This window comes from Halomonas sp. PA16-9, from assembly GCF_009728585.1.
GTDB classification, from domain to species: domain Bacteria; phylum Pseudomonadota; class Gammaproteobacteria; order Pseudomonadales; family Halomonadaceae; genus Vreelandella; species Vreelandella titanicae.
The window spans coordinates 3,371,619-3,389,138 of sequence record NZ_CP040451.1 but is presented as its reverse complement, the minus strand read 5'-3'; the positions used below and the strand labels follow the sequence as shown (position 1 = coordinate 3,389,138).

Sequence of the window (17,520 nt, the reverse complement as noted above, 5' to 3'; positions counted from 1 at the left end):
CCTACCCTAAGACAATTATGTGTCAGTTAGATGACAGTGGTTTACCACCTCTGTTGTGCACTAAGGACACTGGAGGTTAATGGTACAAAGCCGGATGCGCGCGCAATCTGCTGGCCCTCATCGGACATAATCAACTTGAGCAGTGCCTGCTCGGCGGGGGGTAAGTTCTCCCCCGGCGGTAGGTTCACATAGAGGTAAAGATAGCGCGACAGCGGGTAGTCACCGCTCTGTATAGCCGCTTCATCGGGCGGTATCGCAATGCCATCATCGTTATACAGGCTCAATGCATGCACGGCTGGGGTGAGGTGGTTAAACCCCGCATAGCCCATCGCATTGGCAGATTCGCCAACGGCCGCGACCACCGCCGATGAGCCGGGGTGCTCACTAATGTCGTTACGAAAAAGACCGCCACATAACGCCCGCTGTTGAAATAGCCCATGGGTACCCGAGGCAAGGTTACGCCCATGCAGCGCAATGCTACCAAATGACCAGTCACGGGTTGCCGATAGCTGCTCCCAGCGCCTGATCGGCGTTTCACCACCGCAGGCCAGCGAGGTTGAGAAGATCGCATCAACCTGCTGGCGGGTCAGAGCGCGCAAGGGGTTATGGCGGTGTACGACTACAATCAGTGCGTCACGGGCGACTTTTAATTCCAGCGGTGGATAGCCATAGCGCTCAATAAAGTTATCACGCTCTTCGCTGGTCATCGGACGAGACATCGGACCAAGCCGGGTGGTGCCAGCCATCAGCGCCGTGGGCGCACTGGCTGAACCACTTGCTTGAAACTGCAGCTTTACGTCAGGATAGCGGGTGGTGAGGGTTTCACCCCAGCGCAGCATTAGCCCCGCCATAGTGTCGGAGCCCACCGCGCCCAAGGTGCCGCTAATAACTGTTGGCTGCTGCCCCCAGGTCAGGGGCGTTATCAGCATCAGTATAAACGCCACTCCGCTCAATACGGTGCGACGGACGGCGGAAGTTAACCTCCGATTAATGCAAAGAGTCGTCAAACGAGTATTCAAACGAGCGTCCTCTTATGGTTAACTAAATTCATTCCTTTGTGTTGCGATGCAGCAACACGCATAAACAACGTGCCACTCTGCAACGTTTACAACAATAAACTGACTAAGCGACTAACTCATGACTCTTCTGGAAACCGATTTGGATGACGTACCGGCCCCTCAAGGGCAGCTTACTTTAAAACTACTGGCTTCCCGCCAAGATACCAATTTTTATGGTGATATACCCGGTGGATGGCTGGTCAATCAAATGGACCAGGCGGCTGAGCTGGCGGCCGGTCGTGAAGCGGGTGGTCGCACGGCGACCGTGGCGATTGAAGCCATGGACTTTTTAAGCCCGGTGCGCGTTGGCTCAATGGTCAGCGTTTACACCCAAGTGCAAGAAATTGGTCATAGCTCGATCAAGATTGATGTGGAGGTCTGGGTGCGTCCTCCCCATGGGCAACGCATAGAGGAGCGCCAAAAAGTTACCGAGGCGCGCTTTGTGATGGTTGCGCTGGACGATAATGGGCGCATCCGAGCAGTACATAGCGACTAGCTCACTTCAACTTGAAATAGCAAAAGGGCGCTTAGGGCGCCCTTTTGTCGTGCTTATCGTTTATTTGTCTAGCGGCTCATTAACCGTCGACGTTATCGCGGTTCTTGAGGTAGGCGTATTCACCCACATCGCTGAACGGGCGCAGCAGCTTCTGGAAAGCTGAATAAGACTCGTAAACACGGCGAGACTCTTCGTCGCTGTCGACCTGGCGCTGGATGGCTTCCAGTGAAGAGGTGTGAAGCGCTGCCATTACGTCGTCAGGGAAAGTACGTAGCTGAACGCCATGCTCATCGACCAGAGTTTCCAGTGCTTGCGCGTTGCGGAAGGCAAATTCGCTGATCATGGCCAGGTTAGACGCCCGCGCCGCTTCGCGGATCACGTCCTGCAGGTCTTCTGGCAGGGAGTTCCAGGCATCCAGGTTGATCGTCCCTTCCAGTACCGCAGAGGGCTCGTTCCACGCCGAGGTGTAGTAGTAGTCAGCCACCTGATGCAGGCCGAATGCCATATCGTTATACGGCCCCACCCAGTCAGCGGCATCCAGCGCGCCGGTTTGCAGCGAGGTGAAAATTTCTGAGCCTGGCATAGTAACCGTACTGACGCCGATGCCGTTCATCGCCTCACCCGCCAGGCCCGGCAGGCGAAGTTTCAGCCCCTGCATGTCGTCGAGTGAGTTGATCTCTTTCTTGAACCAGCCCGCCATCTGCGTGCCGGTATTGCCCACGGCAAACGGCTTCAGATTGTGATTGGCGTAGATCTCATCCCAAAGCTCCTGACCGCCGCCGTGGTACAACCAGGCGTTCATTTCGGTAGTCGTCATACCGAAGGGTACAGCGGTAAAGAACTGTGAGGCAGCGACTTTGCCACGCCAGTAGTAAGAGGCAGAGTGGCCCATTTCAGCGGTACCAGCTGCTACCGCATCGAAGACTTCCAGGGCAGGTACCAGTTCACCCGCGCCGTGGACGCGGATCTGCATGCGGCCGTTGGAAAGCTGTTCTACCCGGCGGGCGAAATCATTCGCACCAGTACCCAGGGCAGGGAAGTTTTTTGGCCACGAGGTGACCATGTCCCAGGTGAAGGTTTCTTGAGCGCGAGCACTTGAGGTGGTTACGAAGGGGGCGGCAACGGCCCCGGCGACGCCAAGGCTGGCAGTTTTGAGGAAGTGACGGCGTTGCATGGTGAGCAAAACTCCGGAGATTATAGGATTTTTTTGTCAGCGCGCACAAAGGCGCAATGTCCGTTCGCCAGTATGCGCTAAGCGGGTTTTAATCGGCAAGCCATTGCACTCAACGCCACGCGCGTAGCGGCTTAAAGCGGCGTTAGCTTAGCAAAACCAAGCACTAGCCATTTGACCCCTTCGCCTTCAAAGCTGACCTGTACCCGGGCGCGGGCACCTTCGCCTTCCGCGTTAAGAATAATCCCTTCGCCGAACACCGGGTGCTCAACGCCTTGGCCGACATGTAAGGCGGGTATATCACCGCTGCTCTCGACACTTTGCTGAGCAAAGGAGGTGCGCGACGCGGTGACTGGGCGGGAAATATGCCCGCGCAGACGGACTTCTTCGAGTAGGTGCGGCGGTAGTTCGCGCAAAAAACGCGACGGGCGTGGAAACACTTCTTTGCCGTGCAGGCGGCGGGTTTCGGCGTGTGTGAGGTAGAGCTTCTGCATAGCGCGTGTGACGCCGACGTAACAGAGCCGGCGCTCCTCTTCGAGCCTACCCGGCTCTTCCAGGGACATCTTGTGTGGAAACAGCCCCTCCTCGACACCTGCAATAAATACTACCGGGAACTCCAGGCCTTTGGCGGAGTGCAGCGTCATCAGCTGTACGCTGTCCTCAAACTCTTCGGCTTCGTGGTCGCCTGCGTTAAGAGCGGCCTCTGAGAGAAATGCTTCCAGTGCCGCCATGCCTTCGCCCGCTTCAGGCGCTTCAAAGACATCGCCTTGGGTAAAGGCACGGGCAGCGGTAACCAACTCTTCCAGGTTCTCGACCCGCGCTTGGCCTTTCTCGCCGCGCTCACTTTTGTGATGCTCTATCAGACCCGTGTGTATCGTGACGTGATCGATAATTTCGTGCAGCGCCATGCCAGAGGCATCGTTATCGAGCTGCTCGATCAGGTTGGCGAAGGTTTGCACGGCATTGGCCGCGCGGCCTTTCAAGGTGCCGTCGTTAATCGCATCGTGGAGCGCTTGCCAGAGAGGGATACTTTGTTCCCGAGCGCGCAGGCGGACAATCTCGACCGTGCGCGTGCCGATGCCGCGAGTGGGTACGTTAATCACCCGCTCCAGCGAGGCATCGTCGTCGCGGTTGAGCATCAGGCGAAGGTAGGCCAGGGCATTCTTGATTTCCAGGCGCTCGTAGAAGCGGTGGCCGCCGTAAATACGGTAGGGCATGCCTTGGCGAATCAGCGTCTCTTCCAGCAGCCGCGACTGAGCGTTTGAGCGGTAGAGAATCGCGATATCACGGCGGTTAAAGCCTTCGTCGACCTTCTCCTTGATGGTATCGACGATATAGCGGGCTTCTTCCAGGTCGTTAAACCCAGCGTAAATTGAGATCGGCTCGCCTTCGATGCCGTTAGTCCACAGGTTTTTACCCATCCGCTCGCTGTTGTGGCTGATCAGCGTATTGGCGGCTTCCAGGATGGCGCTGGTGGAGCGATAGTTCTGTTCAAGCCGTACGGTGTGGGTTTGCGGAAACTCTTGCTCAAAGCGGCTGATATTCTCCACCTTGGCACCGCGCCAGCCGTAGATCGACTGGTCGTCATCACCCACCGCCGTCATCGGCGTCTTCATGCCGGTGAGCAGTTTTAGCCAAGCGTATTGCAGGGTATTGGTATCTTGGAACTCATCTACCAGTACATGACCAAAGCGCTCCTGGTAGTGGTTTAACAGCGCCGGGTTGTCGCGTAGTAGCTCCAGGCTTCGCAGCAGCAGTTCACCGAAATCGACCAGGCCGCCGCGCTCGCAGGTGAGCTGGTAGCGCTCGTAGAGCTCAACCATCTGGCCCATGTAGGCATCGCCATCCACATTGACCTGGTGCGGGCGCAGCCCCTCCTCTTTGCAGCCGGAGATAAAGTGCTGCACTTGGCGGGGTGGGAAGCGTTCGTCGTCGATGGAGTAATCTTTCAGCAACCGTTTGACCAGGCGTAGCTGATCGTCAGAATCGATAACCTGGAAGTGTTGCGGCAGCTTGGCGTCCTGCCAGTGGGTGCGCAGCAGGCGGTGGGCGATGGAGTGAAAGGTGCCCACCCATACATGGCGCATCGAGATGCTCAGCAGTGCCTCAAGGCGGGTGCGCATCTCTTTGGCGGCTTTATTGGTAAAGGTCACTGCCAGCAGGGCATAAGGGGACAGCCCTTCGGCCTGCATCAGCCAGGCGATGCGATGCACCAGCACGCGGGTTTTACCGGAGCCTGCGCCTGCGAGCACCAACAGATTACCTTGGGGGGCGCTCACTGCTTCGCGCTGGGCGGAGTTGAGCTGATCGAGAATCGCCGTGACGTCGTCCATAGTAGCCGCTGCCGGATCAAAAAATAGGCGGCTAGTCTAGCACAGCCAGCGAACTGGCTGTGTATACAGGTTAACGATTAGGATTCTTCAGGAAAGCGCAGCGTATTTAGGCTCTTTTTAACCGCTTTGAGCTGTTCGGCGAGTTTCGGCCCGCGGGTTTTGGCCACACCCACGGCGAGTACATCGATCAGCACCAGATGGGCAATGCGCGAGCTAAGCGGGGTGTAAATCTCGGTGTCTTCATGAACATCGATATACAGCGGCAGGCTGACCTCTTCGGCGAGTGGCGAGCCGCTGGGGCACAGGCCAATGACTGTTGCACCCGCCTCGCGAGCCAGGCGTACGCTGGCGACTAGCGCTTTGGTACGGCCGGTTTGTGAAATTGCCACCACCACATCGCCATCGTTCAAGGTCACTGCCGACATATTCTGCATATGCGGGTCGGCGTAGGCAGAAGTGGAGATCTGCAGGCGAAAAAACTTGTGCTGGGCATCAAAGGCCACTGCACCGGAAGCCCCAAAGCCATAGAACTCGACCCGGTTGGCCATCGCCAGGGCGTTTACCGCACGGCCCAGGGCATCGTTATCCAGCCGGTCACGAACCGAGAGCAGTGTACCCACGGTCGAATCGAAGATGCTGTGGGAAAATTCAGCGACCGAGTCGCTGTCGTTCATGGAGAATTGCGCGAACTGACTGCCGCTGGCCAGCATTTGCGCCAGCTGTAGCTTGAAATCCTGAAAGCCATTGCACCCCAGCGCACGACAAAAGCGCACCACGGTAGGTTCGCTAACGGTGGCTTCGGTGGCCAGATCCACAATGCGCATGTGGATGACCTCTTCGGGGTTGCGCAGTACAAACCGCGCCACTTTTTGCTCGGAGCGTCGAAAGTGCTCCATGCGGCGTCTCATTTCATCGAACAGGGCGCGACTCACGTTCAGCTCCTTGGGTGCTCAACCAACAGGTAGTTAACAGTACGCCAATATACAGTCGTTTTAAACGACCGTTTCTGCCTATCTGCTCACTGTGATGCTTCGTATTGCTTCAATGCGATAAGGACAGTATGCCTCAATGAGCCCATAGGGCCACAAACTATTAGGCAGCGATCCAACAGCGTTTAAGGTCGTTAGTCAGTTTTTTTAAGATTGGTCATCATTTTGTCAAGTAGGTTATAGTAATAATTGAAGTGCCGCACTGCATCATCACAGTCGTCACGGATGCAGGTGGACGAAGGCATATTCATCTGGAGGAACGTCGATTATGAGAAACGTCGAACGAATTACCTCGGTTAAAAGCGAATTGCTCGACATCTTTATGAGTATGGAAGTCGATGAGCATGCCCAGCGCCAGCGCAGCGCTGCCCAACGCAGCTTAAGAGCGCGGCGGGGTATTGAGCTTCATCGTGAGTTTCAAAAGTTATCGCGGGATATCGCCCCCTTGCCTGATGAAGATCGGCAAGAGAGCGAATTGCACTAAGTTTTAGGGTGCCAAGAGGTTAGGGGCGCAACTATTATCTGCGCAGAACCACGCTGCCCTGCCGGTTAGCAGGGCCTTGGCGGCTCAGCTTAGATTAGCCCTGTTACGAACACGGCAATAACGCCAGCGGGCGCTACATAGCGCGCGATGATGTTCCATACGCTCTTGCCGGTCGCTGAAAGACCCAGTTCGTCTTCCACACTGCTGCGCTCCAGGCACCAAGCGGTGAATAGGATTGCACCCAGCCCCGTCAGCGGCAGCATTATTTTGCTGGTCAGCGTATCCAGCAGGTCAAACACGCCCAGTCCAAACAGCAGCGGTTCGCTCCACACGTTAAATGACAGCAGCGCTGCAATACCCAGTAACCAAGCACCCACACCGGCCACAACGGTAGCCATGACGCGGCCTAGCGGCGTGCGCTCTTCAATGAATTCCACCACGGGCTCAAGCAGTGAAATGGCCGATGTTAATGCCGCAAATGTCAGTAGCAGAAAGAACATCAAACCTAACAGTAAACCACCATCAATATTGCCAAAGGCCAGCGGTAGGGTGACGAAAATCAACCCTGGGCCCGAAGCGACATCCAGATTATTAGCAAACACGATCGGGAAGATAGCTAAACCCGCGCCTAAAGCGATGACGGTATCCATGATAATGACCGTGCGGGCTGTTTGCAGCAGATTGATCTCTTTGTCCAGATAAGAGCCGTAAGCCATCATGATGCCCATACCCAGTGAGAGGGTGAAGAAGGCGTGGCCCAAGGCGGCTAGCACAGTTTCTGCTGTGAGCTTGCTCCAGTCCGGGTTGAACATATACGTCAACGCCTCGCCAAAGTGGCCGGTTGTCATGCCGTAACCAATCAGCACGACCAACAGCAGTGCGAGGACTGGCATCAGAATGCGTACAGCGCCTTCAAGGCCTTTGGTAACGCCGCGGGCGACAATCCCAATGACCAGCAGCATAAACACGGAGTGGCCCAGCAGCAGCAACCCAGGGTTACTCAACATGCCATTAAATAGCGCGCCAATGCCATCGGCATCTTGACCGCTAAAAGTACCGCTCACCGAGTTGACGGTGTAGTAGAGCGACCAGCCGCCAATCACGCTGTAAAACGATAAAATCAAGAAGGCCCCGACAATGCCGCTAATGCCCACGATGGCCCAGGCTTTGGGCTTTTTCGCCGTGCGCGCCAGTTCTGACATGGTGCTGGCGGGGTTCTTCTGGCCGCGCCGCCCCAATAGCCACTCAGAGACAAGAATGGGCAAGCCGATCAGCGCGATACAGAGCAAATACACAAATACGAAAGCAGCGCCGCCGCTTTCACCCACCATATACGGAAATTTCCAGATATTCCCTAGACCCACCGCCGAACCAGCGGCGGCCAGCACAAAGGTCATTCGCGATGACCACTGCGCATGCGCAAGCTTCGCCATACATCACCCATTAAGTCGATTGTTGTGTAAGTCACTGCGTGTTGAACACGCTAGTTTTCGGAAAATTGCGTCATTGCCAGCGTGCTTTTCCGAAAGTAAGCGCAATTTATCTGATCGACCGCAAGCATGCCAGTTAGCTGACCTAAAAAGGTGGGTTAAAACAGTTGGCTTTGCTTTTCACCCGCGAAGGGGCCAAGAGCGGGTAATGGCGTCACTTCTCCTAGTGCGTTATAGAGTAAGCGGGCCATGTGGGGAGACTCGCGGTTGTCCGCAGTATGCAAAAGAAAGGGGTTTCCCCTGACTTATCCACAGCTTTAGGCGGGCTTTCCAGGCGGTGAAGTAGTCACTATTAATCGTTTTGTCAATATGGCCAATAAAGCGAATGACAGGAAAATTTGCCGTGGAAAGCACGTGTAGCGGGAGTTTCGGCTTTTCTTGCTGGGCGTGGGCCAAGCCCAAATGGTCATTTGCCGGGGTTGAGAAGAGCGGGCGCACGTCGAGCATCACGCGGTTGGCCGAATAAGTTATCAACAGGCGGTTAAGGGCAATTTCGGCGGCCCCTTTGTGGAAAAACTCAGGATGGCGAACCTCGACCGCGCAAGGCAAATGGGTAGGCCAAGCGGCAAGTAGCGCTTCAAGCTGGGGAAGCTCTTGGGGACCGAAATCTCGTGGTAGTTGCACCATGGTGGGGCCAAGGCGGTCGTGCAGAGGTTCTAGCGCCGCTAAAAATGCCCAGGCCTCCTCTAACCGCGTTAGCCGTTGATCGTGGGTTACGCTGGCAGGTAATTTAAAACAAAAGCGAAAGTGGGATGGTGCCTGGCGCGCCCAGGCAGCAATGGTGTCCGGCTTTGGGGTACCGCTATAAAAGGTAGTGTTGCCCTCAACGCTGGAAAACACCGCCGCGTAATCGCTTAGCAGCTCAGTTTTGGCGTGGCGTGGATAAAGGTTGCCCAGCCAGTCTTGATTGGCCCACATAGGCAAGCCTAGATAAAGAGGAAGCGTCATGGGTGCCAGCCTACATCGACAAGATCAAGCGCTAATGTAACAGGTTAAGAGCCTTGCCCGTTAAGCGTGAATGGCGGCTCTAAAACGTCTATAGATGCGGCGCCAGTATGCCGTGGGTGAGCAGAGGCTGGCGCACTGGCGGGTTAGCAGCTAATGGTGGTGCGGATAAGACGCGCTTTTGATTGCAGCAGCGGCAAGTACTCTTTGAGCAGGGTGTCTAAATCGATACGTGCCGCGTTGGTACTAATGTTAATAGCCCCTAACAGTTTGCCATTCGCATCAAACGCCGGTACCGCCAGCGAGCGTAAGCCTGAATCCAGCTCTTGATCGGCAATGGCGTAGCCTTGCTGGCGGGCCTTGTGAATACACTTTTTTAGTTCGCTTTTAGAGGTAAAGGTTTTATCCGTATGGCGCTGTAGGGTTATTCGCTCTAAGTAGGCATCCAACTCAGCCTCTGACAGCTGGGCTAGCAGAACGCGCCCCATTGAGGTGTATGCGGCCGGTAAACGGGTTCCTATGGACAGAGTAATGGCCATCAAGCGGTGACGCGCCGCTGAGCGCGCAACATAAATGACATCATCGCCATCAAGTACACCCAATGAGGATGACTCACCGCATTCGTTGGTTATCTCCTCCAAATACTGCTGAATAGCGCTGCGATAATTATTGGCGGACAAAAACGAGTAACCCAGTTGCAGTACTCGCGGCGCTAGCTCAAAGTAGCGCTGCTGTTTGCGCACATAGCCGAGTGCATGCAGGGTGAGCAGAAAGCGTCGGGCCTTGGCCCGGTTCATGCCTGTGCGTGCGGCCACTTCGCTAAGCGTCATCCTTGGGTGGCCCTCATCAAATGCTAAAATCACTTCCAGGCCACTCGCCAGCGCGGTCACGAAGTCGCGGTCATCGGGGGTTAACATTTCATCCTGAAGCTGTTCTTCCATCGGTGTCCACTCATCGGAATAGGCGTAAATTTTAAAGATCAATATAGCATATTGTTCGAATGGCGAACATGTATGCGCGACTTTGGCTGGCGAATATATTCGCCGTGTACGGCGCTATAAACGGTTGAGCGCTTGAACCAATGTGCGTAGATCTTTAATCGTGATGACATCGGCTGGGAAAGGAGATTGAGCGGGATTCGCTGTAACACCGACAAAAAGCGTTCCGTTTGAGCGTGCGGCGCGATAGTCATTATACGAATCGCCAATCATAACGGTGGCTTTCACTGCTAGTTGGTGTCGGGTGAGTAAGTTGCGTAAGCCCGTGGCTTTGTCTGGGGGCGCTCCCACCACCTCTTTAAAGTAAGGCGCCAACTGGCGCTGCTCCACAATGGCCTTGAGTTCCTGTTCGGGGGTGGCAGAGAGCAAATATAGCCACTGGTGGTGGTGCCAATCGCTTAAAAATTCTAGCGCTCCGGGAATGGGCGGTGCGGTCAGTAAGTGCTCTTCGACACTGGCTTTAAATTGCTCACAAAGCGCCTGAATACGTGCGTCACTGGCTCGCTTGCCCAGGATGTGTTCTTCAATATGGCGAAACTTGACCTCTCTAGGCTGACCACCGCGTCTGCTAAGGTAGGCCACGATGGCGCGGTACTGAGCTTCCGGCGCTTGACAGTATACGTCGGCAAACGCCTGGCGTTTTAGGGTTGCTGAATCGAGAACAACGCCATCGAAGTCAAACACCAATGCATAAGAAGGAATCGTATCGTCATCACTCACGGAACTACTCCGCTGGCTAGGTTCCAGGCAAAAAACGGCACTATACCTAGGCGACAAGTGCCGTTACACGAACATTAGCTACGTTTGAAGCGTGAATATAACCAACTTTTTAGGGGAGTATTGCCTAGTAAAACCAGCACAATCACTGAGGTAAGCACTAATGAAAGTGGGTTGATTACCAGCGCGAGTAGGAAATCCGTACTGCTGTCACCGACCGATGACATAGCCTGTCGGTAAGATTCATCCAGCAGCGGGCCAAGAATGACACCGAGAATAATCGGGCCCATCTGAAAGCCAAACATCTTCAGCCAGTAGCCCAATATGCCAAAGCCTAGCATCCAATAAACTTCTGTCATGCTGCTGTTAAGCGAGTAGGTACCTACCACACACAGCACCAATATCAGCGGGATCATAATGGCTTTAGGCACTTCAACAATTTTTGAAAAAAGCTTAATACCGGTGAGCCCAAAGATGAGCAGGAATATATTGGCCAATGCTAAATTGCCGACCGTAAACCAAAAGATATAGGGTGTTTCGATCATCAGCATTGGGCCTGGATTCAGGCCATGAATGACTAGTGCACCGATAATAACGGCGGTGACTGCGTCACCCGGCATGCCGAGGGTAAGCATAGGTACGTAAGCGCCACCCACTGCTGCGTTATTGGCGGTTTCAGGTGCCACAAGCCCTTCATACGCGCCTTCACCAAAAGGCACTTCAGGGTTTTTAACTGTGCGCTTGGCGTGATCATAAGCAAACAGTGATGCAATATCTCCGCCAGTACCGGGGAGAGCGCCAACCACGACGCCGATAATAGACGTGCGTAAAGAAAGCGGTAAAAACTTGAGCACCATATTAAGAGGCGGAACGATCTTATCGACGTTCTGTTTAACGGGCACTTTGGCCATATTATGTAGCTGGTAAAACGCTTCCGCGACACCAAACAGGCCAATCATGACCACCACGTAATGAATCCCGCCCAGCAGTTCCATACTACCCATGGTTAGGCGTGGCTGGGCGGTTACCATGTCCATGCCGACCAACCCAATGGTGGCCCCCAGGGCGACAGAGAAAATACCGCGTGCAAGCGATTTACCCGATAGCGAGCTGACCAATAGTAAACCCATGACGGCGATTAAAAAGTAGTCGCGGGGGGCAAATTTAAGAGCAAGATCGGCAAGGTGCGGGGCCGTGGCAGCGAGTACGGCCACACCAATCAAGCCACCGATGACCGACATCACGGTGCTCAGACCGATCGCTTTGCCCGCTTCACCTTTCTGGGCTAACGGGTAACCGTCGAAAGCAGTTGTGACCGCTGATGGGGCACCAGGAATATTGAGCAGGATGGCCGTGCGCGAACCGCCGTAAACGCCGCCGACATAAATACCCACCATCAGCGCTAGCGCGTTATTAATGTCCCAGGAAAACGTAAATGAAATCAGAATGGAGACGGCCATCGTAACCGAGAGGCCGGGAATAGCGCCGATGTAAATACCGGCGATCACGCCCAGGGCAGTTAAGCCCAATAGACCTGGATCAAGCCAAGCCATGAGCAGATAGGAGAAGGTATCACTCATTGGATGCCTCGGGGTTCATTATCAAGGAAGATAGACACGAAACACTATCGTGAAAAGTACATAAATTACCGCAATGGCAAGCGAAGCAATCACTAGAGAACTAATGATTTTTCCTTGACGATAATAAATGAACATAGCGGCTAAAAAGATAAAGGTGCTTACATAGAAGCTTGTCCATACGATAGCTACTAAATAGAGCATCGATACTATCGAGAACACCACAATATGCGTTTTAAAATGCTCATGTAAAAACACTTTAAACTCTTGGCTAGCGCTGTGAATTTGGGGATCTCGCTGCTTGCGCCGATGGCTGAAGATAATGGCTATTGAGGAAGCGAGCATTATCAAGGCGAGCCCGACAGGAAATGAGCCAGCGGAGTTCAGCTGCACCCCATTATCGATACGATAAGCCTCGTAGAGGACGCCGACACTAAACAGCAGAAGCAACCAGTCAAAGACCTTTTCTCCCGCCCGAACGCGCTCAATTTTTTTAGTCATACAGAGACTCCAAGGGGACAGGTGGTAATCCTGTCCCCTAAGTCATAGGAAGATAGCGTTAGGGGCGTGGAATACCTAACTCTTCAGGGGATTTTTCGACCGCATCCGCTTCGAACATTGACCATGCTGTGACGGATTGCCAGTTATCCAGGTATTGCTGCGCTTCTTCACCGTTGAGGTTGAGCGATTCGCCACCAAAATTAGCTAAGAACTCTTGGAAACCATCGCTGGCAACGGCCTGCTCGTAAGCATCTTCCAAGGTAGCTTTTACGTCATCGGGTGTATCTTCACGCACAAAGACACCCCAGAACGGGCCCCAAGGCAAGAATGAATCAAGCTCTGGGATAGCATCGGTGATCGGCGGAACGTCCGGCAGATCCTCCAGTTCTTCACTACCCAGCACGGCCAGGCCCTTCAGGCGGCCCGCGCGGATTTGTTCGGCCACAGCAGAAAGACTTAGCGGCATAAAGTCGATATGTTCACCCAGCAGTGCCGTAACACCAGGTCCATCTCCACCGAAGGTCACTGTGCGAACATGAAGATCGTCGACAGAGTTGATCATTGCGTGAATCGTACTGGGCAAGCCACCGGCACCGGTACCGCCCATTTTGAGCTCGTCGGGGTTTTCGTGGGCGTACTCAAGCAGCTCAGCGAAAGTATCGAATGGGCTATTAGGATGGGTGGCAATAACCACCCGGCCTTGGCCGATAATATTGATAGGATACATATCATCGTAGGTGAAATCGGCTAAGCCCATTAGTGGGTATAGCTGGGGATTCTCTGCACCAAACAGCAGGTTATAGCCGTCAGGGCGCTGGCGCATGACGTGGTTCATGCCAATAACGCCAGTACCCCCTGGACGGTTGGTGAGAACAATAGTGGTATCCAGAACCTCTTCCACGTGGGGCGTCAGGCTGCGTACGACGTTGTCGGTGGCGCCCCCGGCTCCCCACTGGATGGTACCTTGAATGTTACGGTCAGGATAATCGGCGAGGGCGCCCCCCGCGACTGCCAAAGAGCCGATAGCGATAGCCAACTGGGTGAAAAGTGGCTTAGTCATAATGCTTATCCTCCAACGAGTTATTATATTAGTTGCTGCCAAAGGCGATATTAGTTCGCCTTACGAACTTAAGTGCTTAAGGCGAACACTAGTGATCGCTATGGCGGCTGTCAATCAACAAACCTTCGTATAAGACCAAGGTTTAATATTGCGTGATGGCCGTTACAAGGCAGTACTAAACATGCTGTTTTAGCAGGTGTTAATAGAGTTTTGGGCGCATTAGCCATTGTTTCTGATAACAATAAACCTCTATTACCTCTATATAGTAACGGTTTTTGATAGGTGTCGTGTTAGTCGTATAGGGAACAGGTTGCCACCCCCCGTCCTATCGTGCATAATGCGAACTAAAGAACGCTATGCGAACAATGGTCACCTATACTGAAAGCCATTAGCTCAGCCATAGCGACACATAATAGTCGTGGTGCTAGAGCTCATTCGCTTGAAAGCACTACCTGGGAGGATGCTATGCGCGCAATCGCCACTGTTTGTTTAAGCGGAGACCTGCGAACTAAGCTGGAAGCCATTGCCCGTGCCGGTTTTGATGGCGTAGAAATATTTGAAAACGACCTGCTCTCTTTTGATGGCTCGCCGCAGGAAGTGCGTGCGCTGTGTGAGCGCCTGGGGCTGAAGATCGTTGCCTTTCAACCGTTTCGCGATTTTGAGGCGATGCCGGAGCCGCAGCGCAGCCGCAATCTAAAGCGTGCAGAGCGAAAATTTGAACTGATGGAGCAGTTAGGCACTGATTTTCTGCTGGTGTGTAGCAATGTATCCCTCAGGCCATGGACGATATGGATCGCGTAGTGGCCGATTTGCGCGAGCTTGCCGAGCTGGCAGCGAAGCGGAATATTCGGGTGGGGTTTGAAGCGTTGGCCTGGGGGAGGCATATTTCTGACTACCGCGATACGTGGGAAGCCGTGCGGCGCGTCGATCATCCTAATTTGGGCATTGTGCTCGACAGCTTTCACATTCTATCGCGTGGCCATGATCTCTCTGCCATCGGCAAAATCCCTAAACAAAAGATCTTCTTCGTCCAGGTGGCAGATGCGCCGCTGCTGGATATGGATGTACTGCAGTGGAGCCGTCACTTCCGCTGCTTTCCCGGCCAAGGTCGCCTACCGCTGAAAGCCTTCATGGCCGAACTCGCCAAAACCGGTTACGACGGCCCGCTGTCGCTGGAAATTTTTAGCGACGCCTTTCGCGCCGCACCAACTGAAATCACTGCCCTGGATGGTCTTCGTTCGCTCATTCTGCTCGAAAACCTTATCGAGGAGGGCCCCTGGGCAAGCCCTATTCCCCCGGCGCCCAACTACAACGGCATTCATTTTATAGAGTTTACCCTCGACGAAGAGAGCGCCGCGCCGCTCGGCGAATTTATCGATGCACTGGGCTTTCGTCATGTAGGCCGCCATCGCTCCAAAAATGTCGAGCTCTGGAAGCAGGGTGAGATTCATCTGGTGCTCAATTTTGAAACGGACAGCTTTGCCCATACTTTCCGGCTGCTTCACGGCACCTCAGTGTGTGCGGTGGGTTTCCGTGTTGATGATGTTGAACGCGGGCTTGCCCGTGCAAAAGCATTTAAAGCACAGACATTCCGTGGCCAGGTGGGCGAAGGCGAGATGGAAATCTCAGCGCTGCGGGGTATAGAAGGCAGCCTTGTTTACCTGGTGGATGATCAAGCGGCTGAGGACTTGCAGTGGCGAACCGATTTTGAACTGTTTGACCAAGAGAGCCGCAATGAGGCCGGTCTCACCCGGGTAGATCACCTCTCTTACGTACTGCCCGCTACGCAGCTACTCAGTTGGCAGCTCTTTCACCGCACCGTATTTGGATTTAACGCGGCCGCAGAGAACGAGATCATCGACCCAAGGGGCATGATGATCAGCCAAGCGGTGATTAGCCCAGAGCAGAGTATTCGCATCCCGTTGACGGTTTCACAGGCCCAGGATACCCAGCCAGGGCGTTTTCTGAGCGAGTTTCGCGGTGGCGTGCAGCAGATCGCCTTTGAAAGCCACGATATCTTCGCCACGGTTGATGAGCTACAAACGCGCGGCTTGCCGCTGCTGAAAATTCCGCAGAATTACTACGACGATCTTGAAGCACGCTACGGGCTGGAAGAGGAGCTGTTAGAGGCAATGCGTAAGCGCAATATTCTGTTTGATCGCAACGACGAAGGCGACTTTCTCCACGCCTATACCGAAACGTTCTCGGGCCGATTCTTCTTCGAAATCGTTGAGCGGCGTGGAACCTACCAGCAGTTTGGTGCTGCCAACGCGGGTATTCGCCTGGCCGCTCAGGCCGCCCAGCGCTAATTAGACAAAACGAAAACAATGCGGCGGTGCAAAGCGGCACTGCTCGGGAGGATAGCAATGAAACTTGGCCTAATCGGTAAAGCGATTATGAACTCCAGTTCACCGGACTTGCATGTTCGGCTGGGGCAGCTCACCGGCATACCTACTACTTACGACCTGTTTGATGCCAACGAGCAACCGATTAAGTCACTGGCAAAACAGGTAGATAAAGTCATCGCCGCAGGCTATCGCGGAGTTAATGTGACATTTCCCTGGAAAGAGGCCGCCGTTGGGCTGGCCTCCCGTCTATCCACGGGCGCAAAAATGGTCGGCGCTGCCAATACATTGGTGTTTGAAAACGGCGAAATCATCGCGGAGAACACAGACTTTACCGGCTTTATGAGTGGCTTTCGTGCCACCTTAGGTGAGCGCAAACCGGGCCGCGTACTGTTGATGGGCACCGGCGGCGTCGGCAAAGCCGTTGCTTTTGGCCTGGGGCAACTGGGTGCAAGCGAGGTAATCCTGATGGATCTGGATGACGCCAAGTCGCGCCAGCTGGCCAAGGAGCTACAGCAACACGGTTTCACTGCATCGACCATTACCGCCGCGCAGCTGGCTGATACCGTGCCCCACTGCGATGGGCTAGTAAACTGTACACCGATTGGGCACGAAAAAAGCCCCGGCTGCCCGCTGCCTGCAGAGCTGGTGCAGGCGCACCACTGGATTTTTGATGCGGTGTACGTGCCCGCCGTCACTGAATTTATTTCCGCGGCAAAGCAAGCGGGCGCTGCGGTGGTTAGCGGGGTTAGCCTGTTTGTGTATCAGGGCGTCGACGCCTTTAAGCTGTTCTGTGAAGATGAAGCTAAACGCGAGGCGGCTGACCAGCAGTCAACCACGCTATTTGCCCACTACCGTCGCGAACTACTCAAGGAAACTGACGAATGAGCCAAGGTAAAGTATTAGTGCTGCACGGACCTAATTTGAATCTGCTCGGTACCCGCCAGCCGGAAATTTATGGCTATGAGACCCTTGAAGACGTCAATAACGCGCTACGTGAAAAAGCCGTCATGGCTGACTGGGAGCTTAACTGCCTGCAGAGCAACCACGAAGGCGCGCTGATTGATGCTATTCATGCGGCACGGCTTGATGGTACCCAGGCAATTATTATCAATCCCGCTGCCTATACCCACACGTCAGTAGCGATTCTGGATGCGCTTAACGCCTTTGAGGGTAAGGTCATCGAAGTGCATATCTCTAATGTACACAAGCGCGAAAGCTTCCGTCACCACTCCTATGTATCGCTGCGTGCCGATGGCGTCATTGCCGGGCTGGGCACACAGGGTTATCAGGCCGCGCTGGATGCGATCATGAAAGCGGCGAGCATCTCCTAGGGTGATCCATTAATAGTTGAGA

16 protein-coding genes and 1 pseudogene are annotated in these 17,520 nt (G+C 54.3%); 6 read left to right on the top strand and 11 right to left on the bottom strand.

Annotation, left to right across the window (positions count from 1 at the left end; genetic code table 11):
* Positions 1–41 precede the first annotated feature (41 nt).
* Positions 42–929, bottom strand: a complete 888-nt coding sequence (locus tag FDY98_RS15820; RefSeq protein WP_230804270.1) for a PstS family phosphate ABC transporter substrate-binding protein — start codon at positions 927–929, stop codon at positions 42–44.
* A gap of 208 nt (positions 930–1,137) precedes the next feature.
* On the opposite strand from FDY98_RS15820, the gene FDY98_RS15815 reads away from it, so the two are divergent.
* The gene (locus tag FDY98_RS15815; RefSeq protein ID WP_022521117.1) at positions 1,138–1,554 is read left to right on the top strand and encodes an acyl-CoA thioesterase; all 417 of its coding nucleotides are present in this window, start codon (positions 1,138–1,140) and stop codon (positions 1,552–1,554) included.
* 79 nt (positions 1,555–1,633) lie between these two features.
* On the opposite strand, the gene FDY98_RS15810 is transcribed toward FDY98_RS15815, so the two are convergent.
* From FDY98_RS15810 to hexR, 3 genes are all read right to left on the bottom strand, one after another.
* The gene (locus FDY98_RS15810; RefSeq protein ID WP_022521118.1) at positions 1,634–2,728 is read right to left on the bottom strand and encodes a TRAP transporter substrate-binding protein; all 1,095 of its coding nucleotides are present in this window, start codon (positions 2,726–2,728) and stop codon (positions 1,634–1,636) included.
* A gap of 131 nt (positions 2,729–2,859) precedes the next feature.
* Positions 2,860–5,058, bottom strand: a complete 2,199-nt coding sequence (gene uvrD, locus FDY98_RS15805; protein ID WP_027958717.1) for a DNA helicase II — start codon at positions 5,056–5,058, stop codon at positions 2,860–2,862.
* A gap of 77 nt (positions 5,059–5,135) precedes the next feature.
* On the bottom strand, positions 5,136–5,990 hold the full coding sequence (hexR, locus tag FDY98_RS15800; RefSeq protein ID WP_022521119.1) for a transcriptional regulator HexR: 855 nt from the start codon (positions 5,988–5,990) through the stop codon (positions 5,136–5,138).
* 325 nt (positions 5,991–6,315) lie between these two features.
* Here hexR and FDY98_RS15795 point away from each other — a divergent pair, with 325 nt between their 5' ends.
* Positions 6,316–6,531 carry a PA3496 family putative envelope integrity protein gene (locus FDY98_RS15795; protein WP_022521120.1) on the top strand — a complete coding sequence of 72 codons (216 nt, stop codon included), beginning with the start codon at positions 6,316–6,318 and terminating at the stop codon, positions 6,529–6,531.
* A gap of 89 nt (positions 6,532–6,620) precedes the next feature.
* Here the strand turns inward: FDY98_RS15795 and FDY98_RS15790 are convergent, their stop codons facing one another.
* From FDY98_RS15790 to FDY98_RS15760, 7 genes and pseudogenes are all read right to left on the bottom strand, one after another.
* Positions 6,621–7,964, bottom strand: a complete 1,344-nt coding sequence (locus tag FDY98_RS15790; protein WP_027958716.1) for a sodium-dependent transporter — start codon at positions 7,962–7,964, stop codon at positions 6,621–6,623.
* A 155-nt stretch (positions 7,965–8,119) separates the two neighbouring features.
* Positions 8,120–8,969, bottom strand: a pseudogene (locus FDY98_RS15785) (DUF72 domain-containing protein).
* A gap of 143 nt (positions 8,970–9,112) precedes the next feature.
* Entirely contained in the window at positions 9,113–9,907 is a 795-nt protein-coding gene (locus tag FDY98_RS15780; protein WP_022521123.1) for an IclR family transcriptional regulator domain-containing protein, read from the bottom strand.
* Positions 9,908–10,021: 114 nt separating this feature from the next.
* Positions 10,022–10,684, bottom strand: a complete 663-nt coding sequence (locus FDY98_RS15775; RefSeq protein WP_022521124.1) for an HAD family hydrolase — start codon at positions 10,682–10,684, stop codon at positions 10,022–10,024.
* A 74-nt stretch (positions 10,685–10,758) separates the two neighbouring features.
* On the bottom strand, positions 10,759–12,261 hold the full coding sequence (locus tag FDY98_RS15770; RefSeq protein ID WP_022521125.1) for a tripartite tricarboxylate transporter permease: 1,503 nt from the start codon (positions 12,259–12,261) through the stop codon (positions 10,759–10,761).
* A gap of 21 nt (positions 12,262–12,282) precedes the next feature.
* The gene (locus FDY98_RS15765; protein WP_022521126.1) at positions 12,283–12,759 is read right to left on the bottom strand and encodes a tripartite tricarboxylate transporter TctB family protein; all 477 of its coding nucleotides are present in this window, start codon (positions 12,757–12,759) and stop codon (positions 12,283–12,285) included.
* A 58-nt stretch (positions 12,760–12,817) separates the two neighbouring features.
* On the bottom strand, positions 12,818–13,819 hold the full coding sequence (locus tag FDY98_RS15760) for a tripartite tricarboxylate transporter substrate binding protein (protein WP_027958714.1): 1,002 nt from the start codon (positions 13,817–13,819) through the stop codon (positions 12,818–12,820).
* Between the two features lie 465 nt (positions 13,820–14,284).
* On the opposite strand from FDY98_RS15760, the gene FDY98_RS28365 reads away from it, so the two are divergent.
* From FDY98_RS28365 to aroQ, 4 genes are read left to right on the top strand one after another with little or no spacing between them, the layout of a single operon-like run.
* The gene (locus tag FDY98_RS28365) at positions 14,285–14,620 is read left to right on the top strand and encodes a sugar phosphate isomerase/epimerase family protein (RefSeq protein WP_340146600.1); all 336 of its coding nucleotides are present in this window, start codon (positions 14,285–14,287) and stop codon (positions 14,618–14,620) included.
* Entirely contained in the window at positions 14,599–16,128 is a 1,530-nt protein-coding gene (locus tag FDY98_RS15755) for a bifunctional sugar phosphate isomerase/epimerase/4-hydroxyphenylpyruvate dioxygenase family protein (protein ID WP_340146599.1), read from the top strand. Before FDY98_RS28365 ends, FDY98_RS15755 begins: the two co-directional genes overlap by 22 nt.
* Positions 16,129–16,185: 57 nt before the next feature.
* Positions 16,186–17,052, top strand: coding sequence for a shikimate dehydrogenase family protein (locus FDY98_RS15750; RefSeq protein WP_027958713.1), 867 nt, complete (start codon positions 16,186–16,188; stop codon positions 17,050–17,052).
* The gene (gene aroQ / locus FDY98_RS15745; RefSeq protein WP_027958712.1) at positions 17,049–17,498 is read left to right on the top strand and encodes a type II 3-dehydroquinate dehydratase; all 450 of its coding nucleotides are present in this window, start codon (positions 17,049–17,051) and stop codon (positions 17,496–17,498) included. The genes FDY98_RS15750 and aroQ overlap by 4 nt, the downstream gene beginning before the upstream one ends.
* The last annotated feature ends 22 nt before the right edge of the window (positions 17,499–17,520 follow it).